The organism is Paenibacillus catalpae, assembly GCF_900112695.1.
GTDB lineage: Bacteria > Bacillota > Bacilli > Paenibacillales > Paenibacillaceae > Pristimantibacillus > Pristimantibacillus catalpae.
Genome location: NZ_FOMT01000006.1, coordinates 349300 through 373372, shown reverse-complemented (window position 1 = coordinate 373372; position 24073 = coordinate 349300). Strand labels below are relative to the sequence as shown.

Below are 24073 nucleotides of genomic sequence, written 5' to 3'. Positions count from 1 at the left end.
TGCCGGGCCAAATCAGCAACAAAAAAACAGCCCGAGGGCTGTTTTTTCTGCTTATCCCATCTGAAGCTACCGCTTCATATCTACGAAAATCTCCTTTTATTTACCGCGCAGTCTTACTTATTTGCCGGGATAAGGATCTTTTGACCGACGTAAATCCGATTCGGATTTTTCAGCTTATTGTATTTGGCAAGCTTCTGCCAGGTCGTGTCGTATTTATTGGCAATAGCCCATAACGTATCGCCCTTCTTTACGATGTAGACCATATCGGCTGGAGCCTCCGGCTTTGGATCAGGTTTTGCAGGTGGTTCCGGCTTCACAGGCGGCTTCGGATCGGGCTTCGCCGGCGGTTCAGGAACCGTCATTTCCGGCGTTGCAAAGCTCAGCTTGAATTCCGCATAACCGTCTTCGGTTGCTCCTACGTAGGAAAGCGATTTGATCGAATTCGCTGCAGCTTTTGCGTCAGGCGATGTCTTGAAGGAAACATTCACTTTGTCATTGATTGGAGCAAGCGACCAGTTGCCGTCTGCTGACGGGTTAATCGTCTTGAACGAACGGATGTAGTCGATAATGACCTGGCGGTTCTCATCCGGTGAAGCCAGAATGATCCGCTTGCCGTCCGGATTCGCGAATTTGCTCGACGAAGCACGGTAGTTGTTTGACGCAACGACGAACTTTTTCGCCGGGTCAATCGGCTTTCCATTGTATTTCAGGTTCACAATCCGGCTGGAGTCCGCGCTCGCTACGGTACCGGTTGCGGTATACTTCGCCGGCTTGGACACATCGATCTGGTAAGTGACCCCATCAATAACGTCGAAATTATAGGTCGGGAAGTCATAGTTGATCAGTTCCTGCTTATCCGCAGATGCCGGGTTAATGGTGTTGAACTGCCCAGCCGACCATTCCAGCCATTCCTTCAGCTCCGCGCCCGTTACGAGCACGGCATTTACTGTATTCGAGTACAGGTAAAGGTCGGCTACGTTCTTAATGGCGATGCTGCCCTTTGAAATATTGGTGTAATAAGCCGGCCCCTGGCGTCCGCCCGCCTTGAACGGCGCACCTGCCGAAAGCACCGGTATTCCTTCATAATCGGTGCCTTGAAGCTGCTTCTCCACATACCATTTCTGCGCATTCGTCACAATTTGAATGGACGGATCATCCTGCACCAGAGCGAAGTAGCTGTTGATTGGCGCTGTTGTTGTCCCTACAGGGCCGCGCACATAATCAAGCGTGTGCTGATGATCTTCCGCTACCGCGTCCAGCACTTCCTGATCCGCATCCACGAGCGGTTTCTTGTTTACGGCATCGAAGATCGGCTTCACCGACGTCTTCGAATCCGCCACGGTCCATTTGCCGCCTTCCAGCTGCAGTGTCAGATCAATAATACCGAGATTATTGCCCCAGAAGCCCGGCTCTACCGCAGGCACCCCGTTGATCGTTCCTTTCGTCAGATCAACGCCCGACTTGCCTTCAAACGACTTGTCCGGGAATACCTTATGCGCATGGCCGAACAGAATCGCGTTAATATCCTTCACCTTGCTCAGATAAAGTACCGAATTCTCCATCAGATCCGTCTGCGGAATATCTTCAAAGCCGGAATGCGGAATGGCCACGATAATATCGGCACCCTTCGCTTTCATCTCCGGCACGAATTTCTCTGCCGTCTTCACGATATCCTTCGTAATGACCTTGCCCTCCAGCTTGGCCTTATCCCACTGCAGAATCTGCGGCGGCACAAAACCGATTACGCCAACCTTCAGCGTATGAACGGCGCCGGTGTTATCCTTTACTTCCTTGTCGAGTATAAGATAAGGGGTAAAATAGTTCTTGTCGTTCGTCTCATCCTTATCGCCGTCATCGATATAAACATTCGCATTCACATACGGGAAGTCTGCCCCTCCAAGCGAGGTCTTCAGGAAATCGAGTCCGTAATTAAACTCATGGTTGCCGATATTGCCCGCATCGTAATCAAGCAGATTAAGCGCCTTATAGACGGGATGCGTCTCCCCCTGCTGCAGCGGATCCACCGTTGCCACATAGTCGCCCAGCGGATTTCCTTGAATCAGGTCACCGTTATCGAACAAAAGGCTGTTCGCCGCTTCATCCCTGGCCTGCCTGATCAGCGTTGCCGTCTTGGCGAAACCATACTCATCCGTAGGCTTGTCCGCAAAATAATCATAGTTCACGATGTTCACGTGCAGGTCGGTCGTCTCCAAAATCCGCAGCTCAACCGTAGTCCCGCTGCCTGCTGCAGAACCTATTGCGGAAAAGGGCATCACGGTTAATCCCGCTGCTGCTGCAGTTGCGAGAGCTCGTCTCCATGTTGTTTTCCTCGACTTCACCAAACGAAATCCTCCCTCTCTCTATCCCTATTTGTTGATACTCACCTGACGCAGCGATGTTATGAAGGATGATGGCGGCATCATTTTCCTCATTTTAGGGGAATAATTCTGAATTGTCACGCAATTATTTTGTAATTTTATTACTAATTATGTAAGGTTTTCTTTCGTTCAGAGAGGGAGTGAACAGATGTAAAACAAAGCGCTCTTCTATGTATAAAAAAAGGGACCTCGTCCCTGGCAGCGCGTGAGCCGCCTTGGGCGAAATCCCTTATTCGAAGCTGTTTATTGCTCGGTCAGAATAATCGGACCATTCGCCGTAATCGCAATCGTATGCTCATACTGCGCGGACAGCTTGCCGTCTCTTGTGCGGGCTGTCCATCCGTCCTGATCAATCTTCATTTGATAGGTGCCAACGTTCAGCATCGGCTCAATGGTGAAGACCATGCCTTCCTTAATACGCGGACCTTTGTTTGGCGGGCCGTAATGCGGCACCTGCGGATCTTCATGCATCTCCTGACCAATGCCATGGCCGATAAAGTCACGAACAACGGAGAAGCCTTCCGCTTCGGCATATGCTTGGACGGCATGGGACACATCGCCGATACGATTGCCGGCAACAGCCTGCTCGATCCCTTTGTACAACGACTCCTTGGTTACCCGCAGCAAACGATCCGCCTCTTCCGAAACGCTGCCGACCGCATACGACCATGCCGAGTCTGCCAGCCAGCCGTTTAAGTTAACGACCATATCGATCGTTACAATGTCGCCGTCCTTCAGCTTTTCCTTCTTCGGAAAGCCGTGGCAGATCACATCGTTTATCGAAGCACAGGTTGCGTATTGGTAACCTTTGTAGCCTTTCTGTTCAGGCGTTGCCCCATATTGCTTCATCAGCTTCTCTGCAAATTGGTCAATCTCATGGGTCGTAATGCCAGGTGCGATCAGCTTGGCAATTTGTCTATGGATTTCGGCAAGAATTTTGCCGGCTTCATGCATGCGGTTAATTTCCGCCTCAGTCTTAATTATAATCATGTGTGCTTCTCCCTTATTTGGTGATCAATAAAGAGCATACCAAAGCGACAAGCTTACATGCAAATACTATATCCTCCATGCCAAAATAAAATAATCCCCTTCGGACCCGAAGGGGATTATTGACTAACCTTTTATTTGTAAAATGACCGTAATCATTGTTCTTCTGCTTCGTTATCGGATGCTTCTTCAGCATCAGCCTCTTCTTCTTCAGAAACAGCAGCTTCTTCTTCAGCTACCGCCGCTTCCTCTTCAGCTGCTTCAACTGCCTCTTCCTCGGCAGCCGCTACAACCTCTTCGGCAATTTCCTCAGCAGCTTCTTCAGCCGCTGCCACTTCTTCTACGGATTCCTCCGCTGCTTGAACGATTTCATCATCATGGCTCATCGTGCTCACCTCCTATTCGTTTATATCTTAATTGTAGCGCTTTCATAGAAACCCACAAGAGGTGTAAATTGTCGTAAACTGTGAGATTATGACTAATACGACGAATTTTTTACAGGACTGGACTTTAGTCGGGTTCCCGTTGTGACCTAAAGAATGAGGACTTCTAAAAAACCGCATGATATGCTGTACCTAAAGGAGATGAGCGCAATGAATAAAAGGACCATTCTTGGCCCTGTATTTATTCTTCTCGGTGCATACTTACTGTTGAATAAAGGAACAACCTTTGGGCCGGGCAATCTGTTCGGCTACTTCTGGCCGAGCTTATTCGTAATCCCGCTCGGATTGTTTTTCCACTGGCTGTATTTCTCTATGACCGGCCGCAAAGGCATTGGTGTCCTGATCCCCGGCGGTATCCTGCTGGTGTCCGGAGTGACGTCTCAGATCGCCATGCTGTTCGATAATTGGGAATACATGTGGCCAGGGTTTATTATCGCGGTCGCTGCCGGCCTCTTCGAGTTCTACTGGTTCGGCAACCGGAACAAATGGCTGCTGATCCCGATCAATATTCTGGTCGTTCTTGGGCTCTTGTTCTTCGCGGTATTCTCGCTTGGTACATTCCTCAATCAAGTGGAGGTTATCCGTCCGTTCCTCGCTATTGCCCTTATTATTGCAGGGGCTGCTGCACTGGTTATGCGCCGCAGGGAACACTAAAACCTAACATTAAAGGAGCTGCCTCCGGACAAAGGCTGCTCCTTTTGTTTTTTATCCGATTCCTTAGTAAAAACAGTATTTCTTTTCCAATTGCTGAGAATAAGGACTTTCGACATATTCCGCTATGTTCGCGCCTTCCCAACTGCGATATACTAGATTTCATATGTGAGAAAACCTCTTTCGAGGCCTTTCGAAGAAGAGCTTAAGAGGTAGGTTTTATCGCCAGAATAGAATTCCGTTTTTTGCGGCTCAAAAATTTCAATTATCCTTTTGTGGTAAAATAATCCTATTGCTGCGCAAAACCTTCAGGAGGAATACCGTTTTGTCTATCAAGACCAAGCTGGCCTGGTTCATATCATTGACGGTCATCGTCATTCTAAGTCTGAATCTCTCGATTTACTACTTCTCGACCTCTTCCCAACTAAAAAAAGAAGCCGAGCAACAAATGATCGGCATTGCCAAGCAGATCGGCGGGACGCTTGACGCTGCGCAGAAATCCAAACAGTTAATCGAGGATTCTGTTGGCGAGAAACTCCGTCTTGCTGCTATTTCCGCGCAAATGAGGCTTGATCCCGATATTGCCAATGTGAGCAATGAGCAGCTGGACAGGCTGAGCCGGGATTTAGGCGTTGATTATATTACGTTATGGGCAAAAGACGGAGATGATATTACCGCTCAGAAATCATCCAATCCGAAGGCCATAGGTGCAAGCTCCAAAGCTTTAGGCTATTGGTATACCGCCTTTAGTCAGCTGTTCGAGCTGCGCCAGGTCATCATTCCCCAGGGACAAAAGCTGAATCATTTCTGGTCGCCGCCAATTACGATCATCCCTTCTGACCTCAATGACGTCAATAAACTCGGGTTTTATTATAATGACAAATACAATTACCTGATTAATCCGATTGTTCATGCCGGAGCGTTCTATAATCTGGAGAACTTGAAGAGCAGTGATGCTATTGCGCAGCAAATCATTGACGATAATCCTTCGATTCTTGAGGTTTCGGGGTTCAACCCGGCCTTCTATAAGGATCCGCAGGTATTAGTCTTAAATGAATCCGTACCTCCTTACAAACTCGATAATAAAAGTATGATATTCGGGCAGTACAACTATATAGATATCCATGATTACACCAACCTGATGAAGGCTGATCAGACCGGTCGTATTATAACGACCAAAGCCAAGATTCTCGGCCATAAAGTAATGAAAAGCTTTATCCCGATGTCCGGGACAAGCAAATCCGTTATTGTTGTCAATTTCAACTACGCGGCGATAAAAGAGCCTCTATACCATCAGCTTCTTATTCAGGTTTTGATCTCATTAGGCTTAATGGCAGCCGTCGTGGTTTCAAGCTCATTTATTGCAGGACTCATGATCCGCACGCTGCAGCTTATCTTCAATCGGATGAACGAGATCTCTCGGGGCAACTTCGGGGAACAGATCATTATCGACAGCAACAATGAATTTGGAACTCTTGCTTCACAGGTTAATGCGATGAGCTCAAATCTGTACAGCTACCAGACGCAGCTTACCGCAGCAGCCAAGGAGCTCCTCCATACGCAGCAATATTTGGAGTCTTTCGTCAATAACACCTCCGACGCCATTCATGTGGTTGACCTTGAAGGCAGGACCATTGATGTTAACAAAGCGTTCGAAACGATGTTCGGATGGACACAGGCGGAAGCCGTTGGTCAGAAACTCCCCATGTTTACGTCAGAGCTTCTGATCGATCTTAGAGAAAAAGGAGAACTCGTTCTAAATGGCGGAGAAGTGACGGACTACGAAATCATGCTGTACGGTAAGAATGGCATGCCTGTTGAAGTCAGCATAACCCTGTCAGGAATAAGAGACGAGCAGGGCCGAATGGTTGCCTATGCATCCATCGCCCGGGATATTGCGGAACGCAAACGGACCGAGGAAATATTACGGCGTTCGGAAAAGCTTTCGGTTGTCGGGCAGCTCGCAGCGGGGGTAGCCCATGAAGTCCGCAATCCCCTTACAACCCTGCGCGGCTTCGTCCAACTGCTTCAGAAGGACGCCAAGCTGGACAAATCGTATCTGAATATTATGCTCTCCGAGCTTGATCGGATAAACCTGATCGTCAGCGAGTTCCTCGTCTTTGCAAAGCCGCAGGCTGACCGTTATCAGGAAGCCGACTTGTATACCGTTATGAATGATATCGTTGTTCTTCTCGACTCGGAGGCCAATATCCATAATGTTCAGATGATTACCCGTCTCGATGCCGGAATTCCGCCGCTTATGTGCGAATCCAATCAGCTCAAGCAAGTGCTGGTTAACGTGATGAAGAACGGCATGGAAGCTATGCCTGACGGCGGAGAATTGACTCTCGAGCTAGTCCGCGAGTCGGAGCAAGTTATCCTGATCCGGATTAAGGACCAGGGAATTGGCATTCCGGAAGAGGATTTGGCACGGCTAGGCGAGCCTTTCTTCACGCGAAAGACCGAGGGCAATGGCCTCGGCCTTATGATCAGTCAACAAATTATCCAGAATCATAACGGAAATATGCAGTACAGCAGCCAGCTTGGTGCAGGAACCTGCGTCGAAATCCGTATTCCGCTATACTAACCTTCCTCAGGCGGAGTCAGCATAATTCTGCCGTTCTCCAGCTGCACCCTTGCTTTGCGATGATCCTTGAATCCGGCCGCTTCCAAATAGCCCTGTGGCACTTGGAGGCGGCCTGCTTTGTCCAGCACCGCATACTCGACATGAGATTCCTTCTCTGCCTCGCCTTCCTCAAGCTCCGCAAGCTCCTCTATATACGATTTGCGTCGAAGCATCTCGGAAGAAATCTTGCCGTCACGGATGGAAACGACGCGGTCGACCTTGCGGGCAAGCTCCGGGTCATGCGTAACGATAACAACCGTAAGGCCAAGCTCCCGGTTTAACTTTCGAAACAGCTCCAGGATTTGAGCCGCCATCTTCGTGTCCACCGAGCCGGTAGGCTCGTCGGCGAGCAATAGCCGTGGATGGTTCGCCAGGGCAATGGCGATTGCCACCCGCTGCTGCTCCCCGCCGGACAGCTGCTGCAGCTTATGATGGGCGCGGTGGGACAATCCCACCGCATCGAGCAGCTCCCGAGCCCGCTGCTGCTTGCGGCGGCCGTTCAGCAGAATCGGCAGCTCCACATTCTGCTGCGCGGTCAGGTAAGGAATCAAGTTTCTGGCGTTATTTTGCCAGACGAAGCCAACGCTTTCCCTCTTATATTTGACGAAATCCCGTTCCTTGAACTTCATCAGATCCTTGCCGTCAACCGTCAGGCTTCCTGCTGTCGGGCGGTCGAGCCCGCCCAGCATGTTCAGAAGCGTGGATTTGCCGCTGCCGCTGTTGCCGATAATCGCCATCAGCTCACCATCCTCCACATGGAGGTCAAGGCCTTGCAGCGCGAACACTTCCAGCTCGTTCGCCTTGTAGATTTTGACCAAACCTTCGCAGTGTATCAACGCTTAATCCTCCCCCAGCTTAATGGCCTGATGAATTTTGAGGCGCGAGAGCATGTAGCCCAGAATCGCAAGCCCGATCAAGATCGTGGACCCGACGAAGATATAAATCCGGATGGAGTCAATCGGATCCACCATAACCCGGAACGGCGGCACCAGCTTTTTCGCATCAAAGGCATTCTGGAACAGAGGAACAAACAGCCGGCTGGTCGTGAGTCCCGTGACCAAACCAATCACAATAGCGGCCCCCGACGTAAGCAGCTGCTCGACCGTCAGCATCCCGATCAATTGGCGAAGCGACAAGCCCATTGCCCGCATAATGCCGTTCTGAAGCATCCGTCCTCGCAGAATTAACGTCCAATAGAGCAGGAATCCGGCAAAGCTGATAACGAGCGAGATGATAAAACCAAGCGTTAGCGTGCCGTTAACGGCCATCAGGAACGGATCGGATTTGGCCGTGCTCAGCTTGCTTTTCATATCGGTAATATCGACAATGCCCAGATTCTTGTCTTCAATATCCCGGTACAAGTCATTAACGCTTGCGCCAGGCTTCAGCTTCAGCCATACCTGATAAGGCTCTAGCGACAGATAGGTCTGAATCTGCAGGCGGCTGCCCACAATAAGCTTCGGCGCAGGGGTCTCCGCATCCCGCGGATTCGGATTAAAGGTCGGGAAATAATCCACAACCGCATACACCATAAACGGCTGCATATCGATGCCTTCCCAGCCTACCCAGATCGTGTCTCCGGCTTTCAGCTGCTCTTCATCGGCCAATGTCTTCGAGATCAGCACGGCATTAGGCGCAGCGGCCATCAGGTTCAAATAATCATAGAACGAATAATCGAGCAGTCCGTCGCGGAACCAGGCCGTCTGTCCGAATTCATCCGAATCGATTCCGATCAGCTTGGCCGAGCCGGAGCCCTCCTCCGTACTATAAGAAGCATTATCGTGGATCAATACCTTTGCCGTACTTTCGACGCCGGCCAGCTTCGTATAGGGCTCAAACGGCGGCTCCGAATAGTGGATAACCGGTTTGGTCAATGTGACAGCAGCTTGCTGCTGCGGGCCTCCCCCCGGCATTTCCGGCGGCTTGTCATTAGGCCAATTCGCCTGCAGAACAACATCTGCCCCACTCGCATACCGGATCCGGTCTTCCGAGTTATGATTAATGGTGCGGGCGGCGCTCGCACTAAACATCCCGGTTGCGATCGTCATCATCAGGAAGACCATCAGGAACTGATAGCCGGCACTCGATCGGCCAACCTGAATGAGGGTCGCATACATGGATGGCGGCCACCATCTGCGCCCTATCCAATAGATCAGCCTTAAGAAGTAGGGATATACCCGCAAGAGCAGCATGCCGCCGCCAAGAATAAATAAAGCAGGTACGGCAAACTGCAGCGGATCAATATGGAGCGCTTCATTATCAAGACCCAAGGTTTGCAGCGTCTTCATCCGTTCATGGAACACCCGAAGACCGTACAGGGAGACGGCAAGGGCAATCACGTCAAGGAACAGCTTATGCCAGAACGGTGTCTGCTGCATGCGGGCCATCTGCTGCTTATGGCCGACAATTGTTGTTTTGGTTGCGAAGATAACCGGCACAAGCATCACAATCAGGGCGATAACCGCAGCTGCTGCCGCGTATACATACACCTCGCTGTTCAGATGGACACGGATGCCGGACCGCTTGACAAAGGACATGAATCCGTTCGAGGAACCAAGCACCTTGGTCAGGAACAGCCCAAGCGGTGGTCCGGCGGCAACGGCCACTGCACCAAGCAGCGTATACTCCACCAAGTAGGACAGCATAATCTGCCAGCGGGCGGCGCCGCGGCTGCGCAGGACGGCGATCTCGTTTTTCTGCCGGTTCGTAATGAGGTTCGATACCATAAACACGTACAGCCCTAGCATCGCCAGCACGGGTACGTTAAGCGACCACATCAGAACCCGCAAGTTCTCTGAGCTCTTGAAGTACCGCTCGATGACTTCGACATACTGCGCTTCAAGCGTGTAGTGATAGTTGGACTTCACCTGCGCCTTCAGTACCTCGGCTGCCTGTAAATAACGGTCAATATTGCGAAGCTCCAAATCCTCATACTTAGGTACGATATGCCAAGAGTTCGAATTCACAAGCAAGCGCTGCGTCTGAATAAATTCCCGATCAAGCACATCGCTGTTCATCACAAGGGAGTTGGTGAATCCGCCGAGATCGGGCGACAGGAAGAAGAGATCATCATCATCCTTCTTCGTCATAATGCCAACCGGCTTTACCCGGACCTTGGTTTTGTTCACATCCTCGAAGACAAACACGGAATCCAGTACGGTATGCAGATTGTTCAGGCCTTTCTCCGTAACAAGCACCTCATAGACTCCGTCCACCGGCTTATCCGCCGGCATACGTCCGTCAACCAGCTTGATATGCTGCTCGAGATCCTTGACGGTGGCCAGGCTCGTGCGGTATACCTTCTTCTTCTCATTGGGAGGAGGAGGCAACTCGGAACTGAGATCAAATGCCGATGTGGTCAGATCCGAAGTCCGCTCAAGCAGGTCAACAGGGATAAGGGGAAGCACTTTATTTTGCATAAACTGTTCATTTGTCTTCATCTGCTTGATGCGCTGCTCCGCGTTGTTCACACCAATATAGGTAAATCGCATATTCATGGTGCCCGGATAAGAGCTCAGCTTTGATGCTTCCAGCTCCTTCACCAGCATGCGGGAGAGAATGGCCTCCGTATACGTCGGAATGCTGGAGACTAAGCCGACTGTAATGACAAGCCCGATCAGCAAGCTGAGCTCCAGCCATTTGTTTTGCGTCATTTTACGCACAATCATGGACAATAAAGCCACAGGTAAGCCTCCACTTCACAAAATGTGGTATAAAACGAATTAGTTCAGAACGATCGTCTGGCCTTCCTTCAGCCCGCGTACAATTTCAACCTCTGTTGATGATTGGATGCCTACCTCAACATCTACTTCCCGCAAAGCTTTCCCGTCGAGCACGCGGACAAACGTACGTCCCAGATAGGAACGGAGTCCGCTCTTCGGTATAAGGACCGCATTCTTGTGCTCGACAAGGACAATGGATACGTTCGCGCTTGAGCCAATCTCCGCATCCTCCGGAAGCTTGTCTACGTTCACATATAACGTGCTGCCGTATTTGGCCTTCAAATCCGGATCGGTCGTCAGCGGTGCCGAAGACGGCGTCTGCACAACCTTGCCAGTCGATTCATAATTCTTGCCGGCGCTAATCACGGCGTTCATGCCCACCTGCACCTCGCCGATGCTGCCGGCATCCGAGGAGCGGTAAGAAAACCGCAGCTTCGAAGGGTCTGCCACCCGCACAAGCGTCTGATAAGGCTGCACGAAATCCCCTTCAGCCAGTTCCTCGACAAACACGACCTGTCCATTCATTGTTGCCCGCAGCTTGCTCTGCTCGGCCGTCTGCTCCAGCTTGTCCAGCTTCAGCTTCTCGATCTCCAGCTGCAGCTGCGCGATATGTATCTCCTGCTCATTGCCGGCCTGCTTTGCTTGCTTCAGCGCATACTCAGCCCGTTCCAGCCCAAGCTTCTGCTCCAGCGTCTGCACATCCAGACCGTCTACCACAAGCTCGGCAAGCAGATCACCTTTCTTCACTTCATCACCGGAGGATACATACAGCTTCTTGAGCCGGCCGCCCTGCGATTTGAACTGCGCAAGCTCGCTTGCCGTTGACTCGAACACGCCAGAGCCTTTCACCTCACGGCGGATATCCCCCATTTTTACTTCATCGGTCGAATAATTCTGCTCCGCAGGCTTCACAAGCGGCGGCTTCAGCGGCTCCTCTTCGGCCGGAATAAGGGAGCAGCCTGCAAGCAGGGACAAGCTAACAATCAATGACATCGCCAGATTAAACTTTCGCAGCTTCAACAATGGTTCCATCCTCCAATTCATAGACTTCATCCACGATTTCCATAATGGCCGGATCATGCGTTGTCATCACGACGGTCATGCCCTCTTCCCGCACCAGATCACGCAGCACGCTCAGAATATGCAGGCCGGTCCGGCTGTCGAGCTCAGCAGTAGGTTCATCCGCCAGAAGCAGCTTAGGTTTGTGTGCAATTGCCCGGGCAATGGCGGTCCGCTGCTGCTCGCCGCCGGACATTTCGAACGGACGGTGATGCATGCGAGGCTTAAGTCCGACATAATCCAGCGCCTGCAAGGCCGCTTCTTTTCTGGCCGAAGCCGGAACGCCGGCAATCCGCATCGCAAACTCTACATTCTCATAGGCTGACATAAGCGGAAATAACGCAAACGACTGGAAGATCAGCCCCATCTGCGTTCTGCGGATGTCCCCCCGTGCTTTGTCAGACAGTCCGCTTAGTACAACGCCGTCAAAATCCACGCTGCCTTCCGTCGGCTGGTCCAGCGCTCCCAGCAGATTCAATAGCGTTGTTTTCCCCGAGCCGGAACGGCCTTTCAGGGCAACAAGCCTCCCTCGCGCGATCGATAGATTAACGCCCTGCAGGACAACTGCAGCGCCGGAGCCTCGTCCAAACGTACGCTTCAAGCCTTCCACCCTAAGCAGGGTCTGCTCCGCTGCTAGCGGCTCATCATTCCTGGCGTCATGAGCAGAATACGTCATTCGCCTCAACCCCTTTTTTCTCAGGCCTATATTTTCGCCCTCTAATATGTAACCGCTGTCAAAATTCGTCGTTGACTTGGATTTTACAGGAACTTACAGAGGGTGTAAATGCCATTTTTACAGGGTAATAGTAATTCGCCTACATTCATTAAAAAAGAGCATACCCCTAAGGTACGCTCTTCTCCAATCGGTCACTTCCCAAGCCTGGCGCAATAACGGAAGAAAGGCTTCAGATTCTCCTGCTGAAGCAGCGGCACGGCCGCTTCAATCTGGTGTATTTCCCAATCCCACCACTTCACTTGCATCAGCCTCTCAATTACTTCAGGCGGAAAACGGTACTTCAAAATGCGGGCAGGGTTGCCGCCAACAATCGCATAAGGAGGAACGTCCTTCGTCACCAGCGCATGCGTTCCTACAATGGCCCCATGACCAATCGTAACCCCGGATAAAATCGTGGCGTAATGCCCGATCCACACATCGTTGCCAATCGTGACATTGCCGTTTGACTTTGCCCCCTCCGTGAAGTATTGCGTCATATAAGCGGTAAAAGGGAAAGTCGAGACCCATTCATAATGATGGTTGCCCCCCAGGAATATCGTTGCGGTGTTCGACACTGAACAAAATTTGCCAATCGTCGCAATCGTATTTTCCGTCCAAGACAATACGATTGGCGTACCCATCGTAAAGGGGCCGATAAACAATTTATTATTGACATGGCGTGGAGGCAGCGCCTCCAAAATCGTCTTCATATTACTCACTTGTAAATCATCCTCCGACCTATCATCTTGCATCGCTTAGGAGCAGTATATTCATAGAACTCTTGCCGCGTACAGGCTATACCCAGCAGGCAGCGGCGGATATATGACGACAGTCGGCACGCCTTGTCATCCTCTCATGGGATCAGTATGATGGGAATATTGGAATTGGATCTAGGTAGAGGGGAAGGTTTGCTAACCATGAAATGGAGCGCAATAGAGGAGCTGGGTGAGCGCGGACTTGTCCTGCTTGACCGGATGGATGACTTCTCGGAGGAAGACCCGCTGTATGCCTTTGCGTTGGACGAGCTGCTGTGCAGAAGTACAGGGAGAGGCGGACCCGCGGTATGCCATCTATGGCGCCATCCGCGCGCCTTCATCATGGGGCTGCGTGACAGCCGCCTGCCGGGAGCCGGAACAGCCCGCGACCTGCTGGAGACAGCCGGCTGGGCAACAGCAGTACGTAATTCGGGCGGAGCCGCCGTCCCGCTTGATACAGGAGTCGTAAACCTGTCGTTAATATTGCCGAAGAGCGATGTGCTTGATTTTCACTTTCATAACAACTTCGAGCAGATGTACGAGCTTATACGGCTGGCACTGCAAGGGACTGGCCGGCAGGTCGACAAGGGCGAGATCAGCGGGGCTTATTGTCCGGGGGACTTCGACCTGAGCATCGGCGGCTACAAGTTTTGCGGAATCGCCCAGCGTCGGCAGGCGCACGCGATTATTATTCAAGCCTTTATCGTGGCGGAGGGCTCCGGGGCTGAGCGCGCCCGCCTTGTCCGCTCGTTCTACGATATAGCAGCAGCCGGAGCGGATGCCGCCAACTTCCCGGTTGTGACGGATGACAGCACGGCAAGCCTGGAAGAGATGGCCGGACTTGGCGCCGAGGCCTCACATGCATTCGCAGCCGCCGTGAAGCAGGTGATTAGGGAAGCCCAGGAGGGGCAGCCTTCCGCTGGCAGCCTGATCCTGCCCGATTCCGAGCAGGTCCGCGAGATGGCGGAAACTTTGCATAATCGCTATGCGATATAGCGTCAAAGCCGATACTGACATTGGACATGCCCTTTTTGCCGCCTTGCTCTGACCGCGACAACAAGAAAATGAAAATAAGACCCTGCCAGGGTCTTATTTGTTCTAGTGTCTTCTCTTAGTAATCCTTTAAGACCCTTACTGGCTCTTATCACCATACTCCCTTCACCCAACGATCTCCAGCTGTTCAGCCAGCAGCTCCTTCAGTCTTGGAATTACGGTATCCTTGAAATGCCGTGGGTCGGGAGTAGATATATACAGCACCATTCCGTCATGATCCTCGCCGTGTTCTTCGGTATAGTTCAGAAAATAGCGATAGTCCTCCACCTGCTTGCTGCGGTCAACAATCGCGCAGGTAAACCACCAGTCTGTCCGCTCAAAGGCCTGTACCATTTCTTCTTGCGTATTGACCCTATACCATAAGACGTTCTCCAAATAGACGGGACGTTCATAAGGCAGCAGCCAGACCGAATTGGTGTCTACAAGGCGGCTGTTTACGAAGTCTTGCGTAGCCGCATCTTGATCTGCAAGCGTGTAAACTCCCTGTTTTTCGTATACGGCCGATCCAATTTTTCGCAGTAGCTCTTCATTTATTTCTTCTAACGGGACCTCTCTAAAATAAGCTAACAGCTGATCCATAACAGCCTGACTAACCTTCGGATCACGCTCCGGCGCATAATGAAGAAGCAGGATTTCCTTTACCTTTGAACTTGTCGCCGGGTCATTAATGATACCGTAATGGAAATCATGCGCAGCGCTCTCCATTAATTCGCCTTTATGCGGATCTTTATCCCGGTCCCAATTCGTATAAGAGAACAGAATGTCGGACTGGGGTTCCTGAAATGCAGATATGACCTTTGCCATTGTCTCGTATCCGGCTGGTCCATAACCTAATTCATAGCCTTGCTCCAGGCGAAAAGGATACGTATTTAAATCTAGCTTCAAGCTGCTTCCTCCTCAAACATTAAAAGTGCCGATAACAGGTTATCGGCACTTCCATACCTATTAATTCTCCGACTTATCTCCGATCATCTCCAGAAGCGCAATCGGGATGTTAAACTGCTGATTGTCGATTTGCAGGAGCCTGAGCTGCTCCTCGGCGTCGATCACGTTATCTGCCTTGATCTCGCCCATCTCCCTGTGCAGACGCTCCATCTGGCGGTCGAGTGCCGTCACCGAATCCGCAGCTGCCTTCAGTTCCTGAACAAGACTTTCCGGCACATCGGCGTTGTATTTGTAGAAAATTTTATGTTCAAGGCTTGCCCAGAAGTCCATCGCAATCGTCCGGATCTGCACCTCGATGCAGACATGCTCCACACGGTCGGACAAGAAGACCGGCACCTCAATTAGCATATGAAGGCTTTTGTAACCGTTAGGCTTCGGATTCTTAATATAGTCTTTAACCTCGAGCACCTTCAAGTCAGACTGCCTTTGCAACATATCCGAGATGAGATAGATGTCTTTAATAAACGAGCAAGTAATGCGCAGCCCTGCGATATCCCTGATGTTTTCCTTAATGCTTGGCAGCGAAATATCCAGATTTTTGCGGACCAGCTTATTCATTATGCTTTCCGGCGACTTCAGCCGGGATTTCGTATGCTCGATCGGATTATAATCATGGAGCATCTGAAATTCTTCTTTCAGAATTTCAATCTTGGTCTCTATCTCGTCCAGCGCAAACTTATACGTCATCATAAACCGTGTGATCAGTTGTTTCAGTTGTTGGAATTGCGATACACTGCTAAGAAGATTCATGCTCCTTGCCTCCTGGCTCCGGTCGCTTCTTCAAGATGTGACCGGTAGTATTCCTATTCAGTATAACGCCCGCAAGGCAGCAATCGCAATTTTAGTGCCCTACAGCCAATCACCATTGGCCACCAGGAACACTTTGCCGCCGATCTTAATCTCGAATTCCCCGTTGTTCTTCGAAGCATCGATAAGCAGCAAGGAGTCACGCCCAATCGAATAACCTTGCTCTACCCGAAGCTGAATGGAGCTCTTGCCTAACACCTCGTGCTCCAGCAAATACCCCGCCAGATTACCGTTAGCGCTGCCCGTTGCCGGATCTTCATAATACCCGGTGTCATTAACAAACACCCGGACATGAAGGTCATTCATTTCATGAAGCGTTTCCTGTGTAAAAACAAGAATGTTCGCATCGGCGCCCTCCTTGAGGAACCGCTCGTACTTCTGATGATGAATCGCGCAGCGCTGAGCAGCCTTAAGAGTCTTCACGGGAACAATAACCGCGGGCAGGCCTGTTGAAGCCACCTGAATCGGAAAGCTCGCGTCGATATCCTCTACGCCAATCTGAAGAATATCTGCAATAACCGACGGTTCAATCGCATCCCTAAACTCCGGCTGCTTCTGAGCCATCCACAGGACAGGCCTCTCTCCTTCAGCGAAGGCGACCGGGATCTGCCCCACCCCAAGGTTCAAGAGAACAGGATCATTATTCCCCTTCTCAATGACATGCCGGATAACATACGCCGTGCCTAGTGACGGGTGACCCGCAAACGGGATTTCTACATCAGGGGTAAAGATTCTTACGTCATATCCACCGTCCGTCTTTTTACCTGACATCACAAAGGTAATCTCAGAGAAATTGAATTCCTTTGCTATCTGCTGCATTTCAGAGGTCTCCAATTCTCTGTCGGGGAGCAGCACAGCAAGCTGATTCCCCTGGTATTTCCGCTCAGCAAACACATCCACCATATAAAATCGCATAACTATCCCCTCCTCACTAAGTAAGTCCTGCGAATCAGCTGATTAACGACTTCGGAGAGAACTAGACCAATAGCAATGGTCCCGGAGATCATAAACGCCTTAACTCCGAGCTGAACGGCAATATCGTACTCGTTCTCCACGACTCGCCGCATCGCATCGTATGCTGTACCGCCCGGCACAAGCGGTATAATGCCTGCTACGCTAAACACAATGATTGGCGTCTTATACAGCTTGGCAAAAAGCTGGCTGATAATCGCAACGATAATAACCGCGATCAGAGTTGACGGAATGGCCTCCAGCCCCATTTCCATGCAGGCCATATAAAGCAGCCAGCCGATCATCCCAACAACGCCGCATTGGGGCAGCGTCTGCCTGGGCGCATTAAAGATTAGGCCAAAGGCAACTGCCGTTATGAAGCTCAATACCGCTTGTTCGATCCAAGGCAAGCTTGTCCCCTCCTTTACACTAATAAAATGACAGAGCAGCCGCCATGCCTGCTCCAATCGCAAAAGCGGTCAGGAATGCTTCTACCCCTTTGGACAATCCCGATACCAGATGCCCGGCCATCAAGTCCCGGACGGCATTCGTAATATGCAGCCCCGGTACAAGCGGCATAACGGAAGCAATAATAACGGTGTCTATATTAGAGGCTGCCCCGCTCTTCACAAGCAGTATGGTCACAATGCCGAGCAGCAAGGATGCCACAAATTCGGCAAACAGCTTGACCGGTACGAGCCGGTGAAGCAGCACCACACTCCCGAAGCCTAATCCCCCGGCAAGAACGGCTGCCAGAAAATCATGCCACCGCCCGCCGAACATGACCAGGAAGCAGCCGCTCGCAATGGCGGCAACCAGCACCTGGAGCCAGACCGGATAAGCATAAGGCTGCTCATCAATCTCCGTCAGCAGACGGTGGGCCTCGCTCACCTCCAGTTTCCCTTGACTGATCCGCCGCGAGATTTCATTCACAAGCGTCACCTTCCGCAAATTCGTCAAGCGTTCCGAAATACGAATCAGCCGTGTTGTCGGCACGGAGGCATCCATCGCAAATAATATACCGGTTGGCGTCACATAGCTCTGCGCGTCCGAGATACCGTAAGCAGCGGCGATCCGCACCATGGTATCCTCTACCCGGTACGTCTCGCCGCCATTTTGCAGTATAATTTTGCCCGCAAGCAAACAGGTCTGTGCAATCAGATGATAAGAATGAAGAGGCTGCTCCATCACAGTTGAAGTCATGACCTATCGCTCCTTCTACCCATGTTACGTTGCGGCCGCCACCGGATGATCGGCATGGTCCTTCTTCACCAGTGCATGTTTCTCCCATGCCCGGCTGCGCCAGCGGAAGAACATCGCAAAGGCACGAAGCCATTCATCGGCCGCAATAGCCAGCCAAATGCCCGGGAGACCCATATCGAGCTGGAATACAAAGAAATAACCAAGCGGCAGACTCATGCCCACCATCGATACCGTTCCCGCCCATAACGGGAACTTTGCATCCCCTGAAGCGCGAAGCGAGTTCACGAGAATGATGTTGATCGTACGGCCGGTCTCCAGAATGACGCTGTACAGCAGCACTTGGGAGCCGAGGCGAATGATCTCCGGATCGCTCGTGAATATATTCATCAGCTGTTCGCGGAATATCATAACAAAGGCAATCATAACGGCGCTGGAAACAGAAGCCCAGCCGGTGCTGTACCACACCCGCCTGTAAGCTTCCGTCTGACGTCCTGCGCCAATCATCCGTCCCACAATAATGGACGTTCCTGAACCGATGGAGAAAGCCATCAAATAAATAAACATCGAAATATTCGCTGCATACTGGCGGGCGGCAAGCGATTCCTCGCCAAGGAAGGTCGCATAATACAGGAACACCATCTGGCAGCCTTGATACATGACCTGTTCAAGAGCCGACGGAATACCGATTCTTAATATTTTGCCAATATACGCCTTGGATAATGTGAAATAATAACGCATCTTCATACGAACTTCCATTATGCGATACAGCATCCAGAAGAAGACGACCAGTGCCAGCGCCCTGCTGATCACAGTCGACACAGCCGCACCGTGAACGCCCATCTGAGGGAATCCGAAATGGCCGAAAATCAGAGCGTAATTGCCAATCAGATGGATGATGTTCATCCCGAGCGATACAAACATCGCTTCCTTCGTGAAACCATGCACCCGGATAATGGCAGAAACCGAATTAATAAGCGCCTGCAGGAAAATAAATCCGCCAACGAAGGACAAATACGCCTTCGCATGCTCCAGCACTTCGCCGTGCAGGTTAAGACTTTGCAGGATCAAGCCGTTAAAGACGACAAACACAATACTCATCACGAGGCCAACCGCCAGGTTAAGCGTCACGCTAAGCGCCGAGATTTTGGCTGCTTCCTTCATTTGCCTCGATCCGATATACTGCGCAACAACAATCGACGCACCGTTACCGATGACCTCCAGAACCAGTAAAGCAATAAACAGGTATTGGTTGGAGGCGCCTACCCCCGATACCGCATTATCCGAGATCGCGCTCAGCATAAAGGTATCGGCAACTCCCATTAGCATAAATAACAATAATTCCAGAAATATCGGCCATGTCAGAAAAAATAAATTAAACTCCTTTGATGGCTTCTCCGCTTGAGCGGCTGTCATGCTGTCACCTCATCTTATCGGTCAAAATCCTTCTATGGCAGCTGCTTGAGTACCATCACTGCCGCACCAACCGCGACAGCCTCTTCTTTGAGCAAACCTTTCGAAAACAACGGCTTATACTGCGGATAATAATACGTATGGCTTCTTGCAACCTCCACCGCGGTCTCAAATACACTCTCGTGCGCATTAATAAGTGCACCCCCGAGAATGACCTTCTCCGGGTGCAATACATTAATCAGATTGGCTAACCCTATTCCTAGATAAGCAGCGGCTTGCTTAAACTTCTCCCGCACGATGGGTTCACCGGCCGACAAAGCCTCGAGCAGCAGTTCAAAGCTTAGCGCCTCGCCATTGCCGCTGCCGGTCTCTCCCCTTAGCGCAAGCGATCCCGCCGCCGCAAGCTCGCGCACTTCGTTCTCAATCGCGTGAACGGATACGAAAGACTCCAGCGCTCCGTCAATGGGGCTGCCCGGCTGCGAAAGATTGCCGGCCTGAATGATCATCCGGCCAATCGCCCCCTCCATGTCGGTCGCTCCGTAAACGAGCTGGCCGTTCGACATCACCGCCGAACGGAGGCCGGCGCCCACATGCACATACAGCATGTGCTGGTAGTGTTCGCTCCTCAGCGCCCAATGCTCACCGACCAGGGCCGTATTCGCTCCGTTATCGAGCAGTACCGGGAAGCCCAGCTGTGCCTCCAGCAGCTCGCAAATCGGCAGATTATGCCAGCCCTGAGCAGGGAAATAGACGGGATCCAGTATAAGACCCCGCTCACGGTCAAGCGGACCTACCGCGCCGACGCCCATGCCAACAATGCTCGATGGTTGAAGGTCATGCTCCTGTACAAATTTGCGGACGGCAGAGTGCACCCGCTTCATGAATACATGCGGCGTCATGCTCTCATCCATTTTCCAGCGTATGGAAGACAGCCTGTTCATATGCATGTCGTATAAACCCATAGACGAATAGATCCGCGAGATTTCGAGTCCAAACAAATAACCGTAGGTTGGATTCGTCTCGTATAAAATCGGTCTTCTGCCGCCGGTAGAGCTGCCGCGCCCGCTCTCCTGCAGCTTGTTATCTGCGATCATCTCTTCGAGCAGCCGCGTCATGCTGCTGCTCGTCATTGAGAATTCCTTCATCAGCTCGGCCCGAGATACGACGCCTCGCTGGGCTATATAGGTATAGACCCGATTGGTCGGTGTCTTATTAATGGACATAGGACTCCCTCATCTATCCAATGCTCTATAAGATTAATTTTGCTTCTCGACGCCGTCCAAAGGGTGGCGCTGACGGAACTCGGAAGGCGTCTCTCCGTACTTCTTGCGGAACAGCTGGGAGAAGTGACGCATGTCCTGGTAGCCGATCCTCTCGGCAACATCAGCGAGCTTCAGCTTCGGATTCAGCAGCATTTGCTTCGCCTGCTCCAGCCTCAGGCCAATTACGTATTCCTTAAAGCCGGAACCCGTCTTCTGCTTGAACAGCTGGCTGAAGTAGACCGGATTCAGGTACACAATGGCAGCAACCTTCTCAAGCGACAGATCGGCGTGATAATGCGTGCGGATATATTGAAGCGCAACCTCAATCGACTGATCGCTCCCGCTAGCATAATGCTCATATACCTGCGTGGATGAAGCCTGGCGCATCCGCTGCACTTCGCCCGGCACAGCATCAATATCCTCAATCACATCCGTATGCATAATCTGGAACGGAACCCTCAAATATTTGATCAAGTGTTTACGAAGCTCTTCCAGGAGCCCCGACATCGTTCCGCCTTCCGGGAGAGTAACCAGACCAAGAAGACTTTTATTATCATAGATGGTGACGAAACCTTGACCATACTTCTCGATCAGCTCGCCAAGCACATTCTCGATCATGAAGTGCTCAAGCTGCACGACCTTGTCGCTCTCCATCTTGACCATAATGAGATTGAAATGCGGATGGCTGTCCATAAACGGCTTCATATCAAAGCGCCCGATATCAAGTCCTTGTGCCCAGCGCTGGAACACGGCTTCCCGCAAGTAATTGCGGTTCATCTTCAGAAGCTCTGCTTCCTCCATGAACTCCCGCTCATGCTCAATCTCTGTGCTTATCTTCTGGATCATCTCCGCCAGCACTTCCTTGCCGATCGGCTTGAGCAAATAGTCCTTCGCCCCAAGCCGCACCGCTTCCTGCGCATAGCTGAATTCCGAATACGCGGAAATGACAACCCACTTCACTCGCGGATACATGCTGCGGGTCAAATTCATCAATTCAAGTCCAGTCATGCCCGGCATCAGAATATCTGTAAGCACAATATCGATCCGCTGCTTGCGCAGCTGGGCAACCGCTTCTTCGGCATTCACAGCAAGAAAGGTGCTGTATGCCGGAAACCGGTTGCCCAATGTCCGCTTGATGCCATCCCGTATGACGGTTTCGTCATCCACAATTAATATGTTCATCGCCCGTTTAACCTCCTCTTGCAGGCAGCGGTATTGCGATAATAACCGTCGTCCCTTTTCCTGCTTCACTGGAAATTCTCAGACCGTACGGCTCCCCGTACATCAGCACAATACGGCGGTGCACATTTGGCAGGCCAATTCCTCTTCTTCCACGGCCTTCCTGTGCAGCGTTATAGTTGCGGCCCGGCCCGGAATCCTGAAGCATGGCCTGCAGCTCCTTCAAAGCTTCCTCATCAATGCCTACCCCGTTATCCTCAACAACAATGCGCAGCTCGTTCGCCTCTTCATCGGCAATCGTAGATACCCTTAGCAGTCCCGGCCGGTCGAGAGGCTCCAGACCACTCTTCACCGCGTTCTCAATAATAGGCTGAATCGTCATCTTCGGCACGATCGCATCCAGCCAAATATTGTCGACCTGCACCTCCGTGCTCACGCGACCGACCAAACGATTCTCAATAATCGTCATATAATGCCGCATCTGCTCCAGTTCCTGGCGGAGTGTCGTCTTCGACGCTTCCTCCCAGTCGCTGCTGTAACGGAACATATGGGATAACGACAGGATGACTCGCCCGAGTCTGTCATTCTCCCTTTCATCCAGCATCCAATAGATCATATCCAGCGTATTGTACAGGAAATGCGGATTAACCTGCGACTGCAGGGCCTGCAGCTCCGCATTCTTCTCACTGATCGAGGACAGCGTAATGCGTTCAATCAGCTCATCCATCCGATGAACCATCCGGTTAAAGGACGAGACCAGACTGTTAATTTCCTCGAACGATTTGACGTCCACCGAACCTCTGAAATTACCCAATTCAACCTGCTTCATTTCCCGGATCAGGAGCTTCAGCGGTGAAGAGATATTCCGGGAGATTAAAGTCGCCAGCATAATCGAGAGCAAAATAACGGCTATAATAACGGCGAGCAGATACAGCCTGGTTTGGACAAGCTCTTCACTTATGTCCGATTTGGGCGTTAGCCCGAACACGGTCCAGTCGGCAACGGCCGCATTAGCCGAGACGATTAAATCATCGGTATTATTATCGACAACTATCTCATCGCCTTTTGGCTTTGGCAGTCTGCTGAAGGACGGTGCCGGGAGCTGCTTGTCCGCATTCGCTTCCATCGACAGATTATCCTTCTGCTCATCCGTAGATGCAATAATATCGTTATTATTGTTCACAATAAACACGCGGCTGTTTGGACTAATTGACGCATTGGATAATGCGGCCAGGATAGGCTTAGGGTCGGTCTCGATCAGCACAATGCCAACCGGCTTGTAATTCGTCAGATCGTATAACTGCCGCCCGAATATAAAGACAGGCTCCTGAAGTATACTGTTCAAAACCGAGCCCTTCGAGAGACCAAGCCATACCATCTCGCCCTTAGAATCTACAAGCTTTTTGTACCAATCAGCCGAGCGGTAATCCTGATCCACCAGACCGGCGAACCGCCGCTCATAATTGTACAGCTTGCCGCCCTTCGTCATAACGTGAATGCCTACAATATCATCTCGCGAATAGTATGCGGCACCGATTATATTTGTAATCGCCCGTTCATTCATGACACTGACGTTTATATTCGTTTCTTTATCCGCTTCAAGAAGCAGCCGGGACAGCTCGTAGTTACTGTTCAGCGATTTGGTCACGCTGTCATAACCTTCAAGCAGCAGATCAAACAGCCCAACTGTCTGCGAAACGTTCTTCTCGGCAAGATCACTGATCTTCGAGTGAATGATTTGGGTCGTCTTCTGATAATAGAGGAAGCTGACCAGGATAAGAAGGGTCATCATCGAAGAGAACAGCAGTAGAAATAATCGATTCTGGATAGAGTGCATTCCCCTGTAACGCGCCAACTTTGCTCCTCCTAAAAGAATTATCTGTGATCATTCTACTTCGTAAGCCTTAAGTCTGTATCCTCATTTGCT

At 51.2% G+C, this 24073-nt stretch carries 20 protein-coding genes; 3 read left to right on the top strand and 17 right to left on the bottom strand.

The features are described from left to right. Nucleotides 1-113: 113 nt before the first annotated feature. From BM200_RS26270 to BM200_RS26260, 3 genes are all read right to left on the bottom strand, one after another. Entirely contained in the window at nt 114-2339 is a 2226-nt protein-coding gene (locus BM200_RS26270) for a bifunctional 2',3'-cyclic-nucleotide 2'-phosphodiesterase/3'-nucleotidase (protein WP_091190129.1), read from the bottom strand. 282 nt (nt 2340-2621) lie between these two features. Then, the gene (map, locus tag BM200_RS26265) at nt 2622-3368 is read right to left on the bottom strand and encodes a type I methionyl aminopeptidase (protein WP_091189768.1); all 747 of its coding nucleotides are present in this window, start codon (nt 3366-3368) and stop codon (nt 2622-2624) included. Between the two features lie 152 nt (nt 3369-3520). Further along, nucleotides 3521-3751: a hypothetical protein gene (locus BM200_RS26260; protein ID WP_091189767.1), complete on the bottom strand. Its 231-nt coding sequence runs from the start codon at nt 3749-3751 to the stop codon at nt 3521-3523. 207 nt (nt 3752-3958) lie between these two features. Here BM200_RS26260 and BM200_RS26255 point away from each other — a divergent pair, with 207 nt between their 5' ends. Together BM200_RS26255 and BM200_RS26250 are read left to right on the top strand one after the other, a co-directional pair. Further along, on the top strand, nt 3959-4462 hold the full coding sequence (locus BM200_RS26255; protein WP_091189765.1) for a hypothetical protein: 504 nt from the start codon (nt 3959-3961) through the stop codon (nt 4460-4462). 322 nt (nt 4463-4784) lie between these two features. Next, nucleotides 4785-7046, top strand: coding sequence for an ATP-binding protein (locus BM200_RS26250; RefSeq protein ID WP_091189763.1), 2262 nt, complete (start codon nt 4785-4787; stop codon nt 7044-7046). On the opposite strand, the gene BM200_RS26245 is transcribed toward BM200_RS26250, so the two are convergent. From BM200_RS26245 to BM200_RS30675, 5 genes are all read right to left on the bottom strand, one after another. Beyond that, nucleotides 7043-7921, bottom strand: coding sequence for an ABC transporter ATP-binding protein (locus BM200_RS26245; RefSeq protein WP_091189761.1), 879 nt, complete (start codon nt 7919-7921; stop codon nt 7043-7045). The genes BM200_RS26250 and BM200_RS26245 overlap by 4 nt on opposite strands. A gap of 3 nt (nt 7922-7924) precedes the next feature. Continuing rightward, entirely contained in the window at nt 7925-10768 is a 2844-nt protein-coding gene (locus tag BM200_RS26240) for an ABC transporter permease (RefSeq protein WP_091189760.1), read from the bottom strand. A gap of 39 nt (nt 10769-10807) precedes the next feature. Further along, nucleotides 10808-11830 (bottom strand): efflux RND transporter periplasmic adaptor subunit, encoded by a 1023-nt coding sequence (locus BM200_RS26235; protein ID WP_175533031.1) that lies wholly within the window; start codon nt 11828-11830, stop codon nt 10808-10810. Continuing rightward, nucleotides 11808-12542 (bottom strand): ABC transporter ATP-binding protein, encoded by a 735-nt coding sequence (locus tag BM200_RS26230; RefSeq protein WP_091189757.1) that lies wholly within the window; start codon nt 12540-12542, stop codon nt 11808-11810. Before BM200_RS26230 ends, BM200_RS26235 begins: the two co-directional genes overlap by 23 nt. A 191-nt stretch (nt 12543-12733) precedes the next feature. Next, nucleotides 12734-13291 carry a CatB-related O-acetyltransferase gene (locus BM200_RS30675; RefSeq protein ID WP_281248447.1) on the bottom strand — a complete coding sequence of 186 codons (558 nt, stop codon included), beginning with the start codon at nt 13289-13291 and terminating at the stop codon, nt 12734-12736. A 207-nt stretch (nt 13292-13498) separates the two neighbouring features. On the opposite strand from BM200_RS30675, the gene BM200_RS26220 reads away from it, so the two are divergent. After that, nucleotides 13499-14332 carry a lipoate--protein ligase family protein gene (locus BM200_RS26220; RefSeq protein WP_091189754.1) on the top strand — a complete coding sequence of 278 codons (834 nt, stop codon included), beginning with the start codon at nt 13499-13501 and terminating at the stop codon, nt 14330-14332. Between the two features lie 162 nt (nt 14333-14494). Here BM200_RS26220 and BM200_RS26215 read toward each other — a convergent pair whose 3' ends face one another. From BM200_RS26215 to BM200_RS26175, 9 genes are all read right to left on the bottom strand, one after another. Beyond that, nucleotides 14495-15274 carry a hypothetical protein gene (locus BM200_RS26215; protein WP_091189753.1) on the bottom strand — a complete coding sequence of 260 codons (780 nt, stop codon included), beginning with the start codon at nt 15272-15274 and terminating at the stop codon, nt 14495-14497. 60 nt (nt 15275-15334) lie between these two features. Next, complete coding sequence (locus BM200_RS26210; protein WP_091189751.1) at nt 15335-16084, bottom strand: GTP pyrophosphokinase; 750 nt, start codon at nt 16082-16084, stop codon at nt 15335-15337. Nucleotides 16085-16183: 99 nt separating this feature from the next. Further along, nucleotides 16184-17056 (bottom strand): PhzF family phenazine biosynthesis protein, encoded by an 873-nt coding sequence (locus BM200_RS26205; protein WP_091189750.1) that lies wholly within the window; start codon nt 17054-17056, stop codon nt 16184-16186. A 2-nt stretch (nt 17057-17058) separates the two neighbouring features. Beyond that, complete coding sequence (locus BM200_RS26200) at nt 17059-17502, bottom strand: threonine/serine exporter family protein (protein WP_091189748.1); 444 nt, start codon at nt 17500-17502, stop codon at nt 17059-17061. Nucleotides 17503-17521: 19 nt separating this feature from the next. After that, the gene (locus BM200_RS26195) at nt 17522-18295 is read right to left on the bottom strand and encodes a threonine/serine exporter family protein (RefSeq protein WP_175533030.1); all 774 of its coding nucleotides are present in this window, start codon (nt 18293-18295) and stop codon (nt 17522-17524) included. Between the two features lie 24 nt (nt 18296-18319). Next, nucleotides 18320-19708, bottom strand: coding sequence for an MATE family efflux transporter (locus BM200_RS26190; protein WP_091189747.1), 1389 nt, complete (start codon nt 19706-19708; stop codon nt 18320-18322). Between the two features lie 32 nt (nt 19709-19740). Further along, nucleotides 19741-20928, bottom strand: a complete 1188-nt coding sequence (locus BM200_RS26185) for an ROK family protein (protein ID WP_091189745.1) — start codon at nt 20926-20928, stop codon at nt 19741-19743. Nucleotides 20929-20961: 33 nt separating this feature from the next. Continuing rightward, nucleotides 20962-22149, bottom strand: a complete 1188-nt coding sequence (locus BM200_RS26180) for a response regulator transcription factor (RefSeq protein ID WP_091189744.1) — start codon at nt 22147-22149, stop codon at nt 20962-20964. Nucleotides 22150-22156: 7 nt separating this feature from the next. Next, complete coding sequence (locus tag BM200_RS26175) at nt 22157-23983, bottom strand: sensor histidine kinase (protein WP_175533048.1); 1827 nt, start codon at nt 23981-23983, stop codon at nt 22157-22159. Nucleotides 23984-24073 lie beyond the last annotated feature (90 nt).